Source organism: Streptomyces sp. NPDC004658 (assembly GCF_040609555.1).
GTDB lineage: Bacteria > Actinomycetota > Actinomycetes > Streptomycetales > Streptomycetaceae > Streptomyces.
Genome location: NZ_JBEXKG010000278.1, coordinates 1 through 5,587 on the forward strand (window position 1 = coordinate 1; position 5,587 = coordinate 5,587).

Sequence of the window (5,587 nt, forward strand, 5' to 3'; positions counted from 1 at the left end):
GTCCAGGATGAAGACGATGCCGTACTTGTCGCACAGCTCGCGCACCCCGGCCAGGTAGCCGGGCGGCGGGACCACCCCGCCCAAGCCCGTCGTCCTCGCTCCCCGGCCGGCGCCGACGCCCACCCGCACCCCCGCCCCGGCGCCTCCGGCGAAGCCCGCCCCCGAGCCCACCCCCACCCCGACACCGCCCCCCGGGCCGAGTCCGAGGCCCGAGCCGACCTCGACTTCCACCCCGACTCCCACCCCGCCGGCGCCGCCCGCTCCGCCACCGGAGCCCACCGTCTACGAGCTGAACGAGCTGAGCTTCGACGTCGTCGGCGACGGCACCCGGCCCGAGATCACGCTCGGCGAGAGCAGCTGGGTGTGGCAGCGGTACGGCCTGTCCGTCGACGGCAAGCGGTACGCGCGCGGGGTCACCGTCCACGGCGACTCCTCCGTCACCATCGCCCTCAACCGGCAGTGCACCGCGTACGACGCGCTGGCCGGCGTGGACGACCTGACGCTCGGCCTCGGCAAGGTCTCCTTCTCCGTCTACGCCGACGGGGTCCGGCTGTGGCGGTCCGGCATGGTCAGGGGCCGCGAGCCGGCCGTCCCCGTCCATGTGGACCTCACCGGGCGCACGACCGTACGACTCGTGGTGGAACCCCACAGCAACGCGATCGACCGGGCGGCACTCGCGGACTGGGCGGAGTCCCGGTTCACCTGCCGGTAGCCGGACCGCTCCCGGGCCCCTCACCGGGCCCCGCCGCGGCGTCCAGCTCGCGCAGGACGTCCGCCACGCCGAAGGCGGCCCCGCGGGCGCACTCGGCGGCGTAGCGGTCGGCCGGGAGGGCCGCGCGCGCCCCGGCGCGCACCCGGGCGGCCTCGCCGCGCTCGGGCTCGGGCCGGTCGAGGCCGTCGCGCCAGCGGTCCGCGGCGGCGAACAGGCGCAGCGCGCCCGGCAGATCGCCGAGCCGGGCCAGCAGACCGGCCGCCACGTCCACCAGACCGGCCGTGATCGACTCGGCGCACTGGTGGTCCACGGCCTCCCGCAGGGCCTCCGCCATGATCGGCAAGCCGTGTCCGGGTCCCGACTCGCCGGCCGCGAGCAGAGCCTCGACCATCCGCTGGGCCGCCACGAACTGCGGGGGCGGGGTGCCGTCCCGGATCGCCGCCCGGGTCGCCTCGTACAGCTCGCGGGCGCGGGCGTGCCGGCCGTCGTGCAGGGCGATGTGGGCGCGCAGGAGCAGCACGAAGGCCCGGGACTCCGGTACCGCGTACCGGTCGGCTGCCGTTCCCGCCTCCTCCAGCGCGGCCAGCGCGGCCTCCCGGTCGCCGGAGCGGTAGGAGATCTCGGCGAGCCGGGCGATCAGGAACGGCGACTCGGCGTGGGCGCCCACCTCGTAGGCGAGCCGCAGCGCTTCCTCGTACTCGCCGCGCGCCTCGTCGTACCTGCCGCGCGCCATGGCCGCCTCGCCTGCCGCGCTGCACACCTGCGCCCGCATCCAGCGGTCGCCGACGCGCCGGGTGAGCGTCCGCAGCTCGGCCAGGTCCTCGTCGACGCCCCGCAGGTTGCCCGGGGAGTCGACGGCCACGTGGGCGCGGTACATCAGGGCGACCCCGAGCTCCCAGTCGCCGCCGTGGCGGCGGCAGTTGTCGACGCACTCCGTCATCAGCGGGCGGATGTCCGTCGGACCGCCCAGGTAGTAGGAGGTCAGCGGCCAGACGATGCCCGGGAGCCGGGCGGCGCGCGGCCCCCCGCCCTCGTAGGCCGCCCGCACGCGCGCGAGGTACTCCCGGGCCCGCTCGTCGGCCGCGAGCTTCTCCGTGCCCGCCTCGGCGGTGAGGAACAGGTCCAGCATGCGCAGGTCCATCCGCAGTTCGCGCAGCGGATGCCCGGCCTGGCCGTCGGGGGCGGCCAGGAAGGCGCCCACCGGGTCGGCGGTCTCCGTCCGGGCCCGTACCTCCTCGGCCGGCGCGCCCGCGGGCAGGGTGTCCAGGGCGACGCCCAGGCGGAGCACCAGCCGCACCCAGGCCACCGCCTCCTGACGGTGGTTGCGCAGCCACCAGAACCAGCCGGTGGCCAGGACGATGGCGCCCGCCTCCGCCTCGTCCCCCGCGCGGACCGCGCGGTCCAGGGCCGCGCGGATGTTGTCCAGCTCGGTCTCCAGGCGGGCGATCCAGGGCAGCTGGTCCGCCGACCGCAGCCGCGGCTCGGCCTCCCGCACCAGCGCCCGCACCCACGCGCGGTGGCGTCGCTCGGCCGCCGCGCGCAGCCCGGGGACCTCGGCCGCGCGCTCGGTGGCGTACTCGTGGATGGTCTCCAGCAGGCGGTACCGCATGGCGCTGCCGGTACCGGTGCCGTCCGGGTCGTGCGGGGCGGCGACCACCAGGGACTTGTCGACCAGCGCGCCGATCAGGTCCGCGGCCGGGCCGGTGCACACGGCCTCGGCCGCCGCGAGGTCCCAGCCGCCGGCGAACACCGACACCTCGCGCAGGACCGTCCGCTCCCGTTCGTCCAGCAGTTCCCAGGACCAGTCGACGACCGCGCGCAGGGTCTGCTGGCGGGGCAGGACCGTGCGGCTCCCGGAGGTGAGCAGGCGGAAGCGGTCGTCCAGACGGTCGGCGATCTGGCGCGGGGTCAGCAGCCTGAGCCGGGCCGCGGCCAGCTCGATGGCCAGCGGCAGCCCGTCCAGACGGCGGCAGATCTCCGCCACGGCCTCCGTGTCGCCGAGCACCGCGTCGGCGTCGGGACGGACGGCCCTCGCGCGCTCGGCGAAGAGGCGGTGCGCCTGCTCCGGGACGAGGGGCTCGACCGGGCGCACCGACTCACCGGGGACGCCCAGGGGTTCGCGGCTGGTCGCGAGGACCGTGAGCCCCGGGCAGTGGGTGAGGAGGGTCTCGGCGAGGGCGGCCGCCGCGCCGACGACATGCTCGCAGTTGTCAAGGATCAGCAGCAGGCTGCGCGGGGCGCAGTACTCGATCAGCAGGGCCGTGGGGTCGGCCTGCGGGGTCGCCAGCTCGTTGGTCAGCAGCGCGGTCTCGCGCAGGCCGAGCGCGCTGACCACCGCGCCGGGCACCGCCTCGGGCCGGTCGAGCGGGGCGAGCTCCACCAGCCAGGCCGAGGGGAGCGGTGCGGCGGCCTCCTCGGCGAGGCGGGTCTTTCCCGAGCCGCCCGGTCCGGTCAGCGTGACCAGGCGGGCCCTGTGCAGTTCGGATCGAAGGGCGTCGAGCTCGGGTTCCCGCCCGACGAAGGAGGTCAGGCGGGGGCGCAGATTGCCGGTGCGCTCGGGCAGTCGCGGGGGCGCGGGGTGTGCGGCGTGCGCCGGGGGCGTGGGGTGTGCGGGGTGCGCCGGGGACGCGGGGGCTTCCCGGGTCTCGGGGGTGTTCAGGAAGCCGGGGGCGCCCGGGGACTTGGGGGAGCCCGGGGACTCGGCGGTGTCCAGGGGCTCCTGCTTCAGCAAAGAGGCGTGCAGGGCGCGGAGTTCCGGGCCCGGGTCGGTGCCGAGGGAGTCGGCGAGGGTGCGGCGGGCGGACTCGTAGGCGGCGAGGGCGTCGGCCGGCCGGCCCGTGTCGCGCAGGGCGCGGATGAGGAGGGCGTGCAGGGGCTCGTCGTAGGGGTGGGCGGTGGTCAGTTCCCGCAGCTCCGGTACGGCCTCCTGGGCGCGGCCGAGGGCCAGGGCCGCGGCGGCGCGGGCGCGGGTCGCCTCCAGGCGCAGGGCCTCGGTGCGGGCGGCGGCGGTGCGGTCGGGGAGGTCGGCGAGGGCGGGGCCGTACCAGAGGGCGAGGGCCTGGGTGAGGGTGCGGTGGGCGGTGGCCGGATCGCCGGCGGTGAGGGCCCGGCTGCCGGCGTGGGCGAGGCGCTCGAAGACGTGGAGGTCGACGTCGTCCTCGGTCGCCTGGAGGAGGTAGCCGCCCGGGGTGGAGGCGACGGTGTGCCGGCCGAGGGTGCGGCGGAGGCGGCCGACGAGGGCCTGGAGGGCGGCGGGGGCGTCCTGGGGCGGGTCGTCCGCCCAGATCTCCTCGACGAGGGTGTGGGGGGCCGTGGTGCGGCCGGGGCGGAGGGCCAGGGCGGTGAGGAGTGTGCGGAGGCGTTGGCCGCCGATGGGTACGGGGGCGCCCTGGTCGTCCGCCGCTCGGGTCACGCCCAGGATTCTGTACCGCACCTGGTCATTGTGGCGGGGGGTACGGGATGGGGCACGGGTTTTCGGTTCCCGGGGGACTCGGACGCGCCCCGCAGGGGCGCGGCGAACTGCGCGATCAGCCCACCGCGGCCCGCGGGCACACCACCGGCTCAGCCCCCACCGCTCACACCCCCGGCGCGAGCGCGCTGCGCCTCGGCTGGATCCCCGAAGGGACGGCGCGGGAGCGGGTCGGGGTGCCCGTCCAGCAGGTGCCGCGGCGGGAGAGGAGGCGGCGGAGCCACAGTTCGAGGGAGACGAGGTCGGCCAGGCCGTCCAGGGGGAGCGCCTCGCCCGCCGCGGCGGAGCGCAGCGCCTTGCGGACGACACGCGCCTCCACCAGGCCCGCGTCGGCCAGCAGCGGCGTGGAGAAGAGGTCGAGGAGAGGGTCGGTGGCCGCGCGCAGTCCGACGCGCGCCGCTGCCGCCGAGGACGCGTGGGAGGGCGCCCCCCAGCCGGGCGGGAGGTCGGTGACGCCGGCGCCCTCCAGGACCGTCCGCAGGATGGCGGCGCGGGCGCCGGGCTGGACGCGCAGGGCCTCGGGGAGGTCACGGCAGGCGCGCACGACCTGGTTGTCGAGGAACGGCGCGTGCAGCCGCTGGGAGCGGATCTCCGCGGCCTGTTCCAGGACGCGGAGGTCGGCGGCGTGCCGGGCGAGTGCCGCACGCGCGCGGTAGTCGCCGGGGCGTTGCGCGCCGGTGGCGGAGCGGTCCGCCTCCGCCTGGAGCAGAACCGATACTTCAGCCAGCGCCTCCCCCGTCAGCCACCGGGCGGCGGGTCCGGGTCTCGCCCAGGCCAGCGCGGCGAGGGACGCGCCGACCGCCCCCTTGGGCTCGTCGAAGCGGCGCCGCATCAGCCGCTCGGCCAGCACCTCCAGGCCCGCCCGGTAGGGGGTGCGGGCCAGGCGCCGGGCCGCGCTGTACACGCGCGCGGGGACCATCACGGAGCCGTCCGCGCGGGCGAGCGCGGCGACCGGCCGGACCAGGTGGCGCCGCTTGCGGTCCACCAGGAGGTCGGCGAGGCGGGCGGGGTGGGCGTCCAGGACCTGGCGGGCGCCGTGACCGGTGAAGTGGTCGGCGCTGCCGGCGGCCAGCCGCGCGCGGTGCCGGGCCGCCTGGACCAGGGAGGGGCCGGGTTCGTCGGTCAACGGGCCGTCGAGGTCGGCGTACGGCAGCGTCTCCTCTCCGCCGGTGACGACGACGTGGTGCAGCCGGGGATTGGCGGCCAGGGCGCCGGCGCGTTCCAGTTCGGCCTCGCGGCCGGTGACGGCCAGATCGTTGAACGTGACGGCGAGGAGCCGTTCCCCCGCGCCCGTGCCGTGGCCGAGGAGGGACAAGTGCCTGGACGTCACCGACAACAACTCCGCCAACGGCACCCGGATACAGATCTGGAGCTGCACCGGCGGCGCCAACCAGAAGTGGAACGCG

The 5,587-nt window shown here is 77.1% G+C and carries 4 protein-coding genes and 1 pseudogene; 2 read left to right on the forward strand and 3 right to left on the reverse strand.

What is annotated here, in order from left to right; all coding sequences use genetic code 11:
• Positions 1 to 231 (reverse strand): hypothetical protein (locus ABZV94_RS39680; RefSeq protein WP_356349649.1); only part of this gene is annotated, 231 nt, incomplete at its 3' end.
• 130 nt (positions 232 to 361) lie between these two features.
• On the opposite strand from ABZV94_RS39680, the gene ABZV94_RS39685 reads away from it, so the two are divergent.
• Positions 362 to 712, forward strand: coding sequence for an NPCBM/NEW2 domain-containing protein (locus tag ABZV94_RS39685; RefSeq protein WP_356349651.1), 351 nt, complete (start codon positions 362 to 364; stop codon positions 710 to 712).
• Here the strand turns inward: ABZV94_RS39685 and ABZV94_RS39690 are convergent.
• Entirely contained in the window at positions 699 to 4,124 is a 3,426-nt protein-coding gene (locus ABZV94_RS39690; RefSeq protein WP_356349653.1) for a BTAD domain-containing putative transcriptional regulator, read from the reverse strand. The two genes, ABZV94_RS39685 and ABZV94_RS39690, sit on opposite strands and share 14 nt — an antisense overlap.
• Positions 4,125 to 4,287: 163 nt before the next feature.
• Positions 4,288 to 5,493: pseudogene (locus ABZV94_RS39695) on the reverse strand (asparagine synthase-related protein); the annotation flags it as partial.
• Between ABZV94_RS39695 and ABZV94_RS39700 the strand changes: the two are divergent.
• On the forward strand, positions 5,474 to 5,587 hold a 114-nt coding region (locus tag ABZV94_RS39700), incomplete at its 3' end, for an RICIN domain-containing protein (RefSeq protein ID WP_356349655.1). The pseudogene ABZV94_RS39695 and the gene ABZV94_RS39700 sit on opposite strands and share 20 nt — an antisense overlap.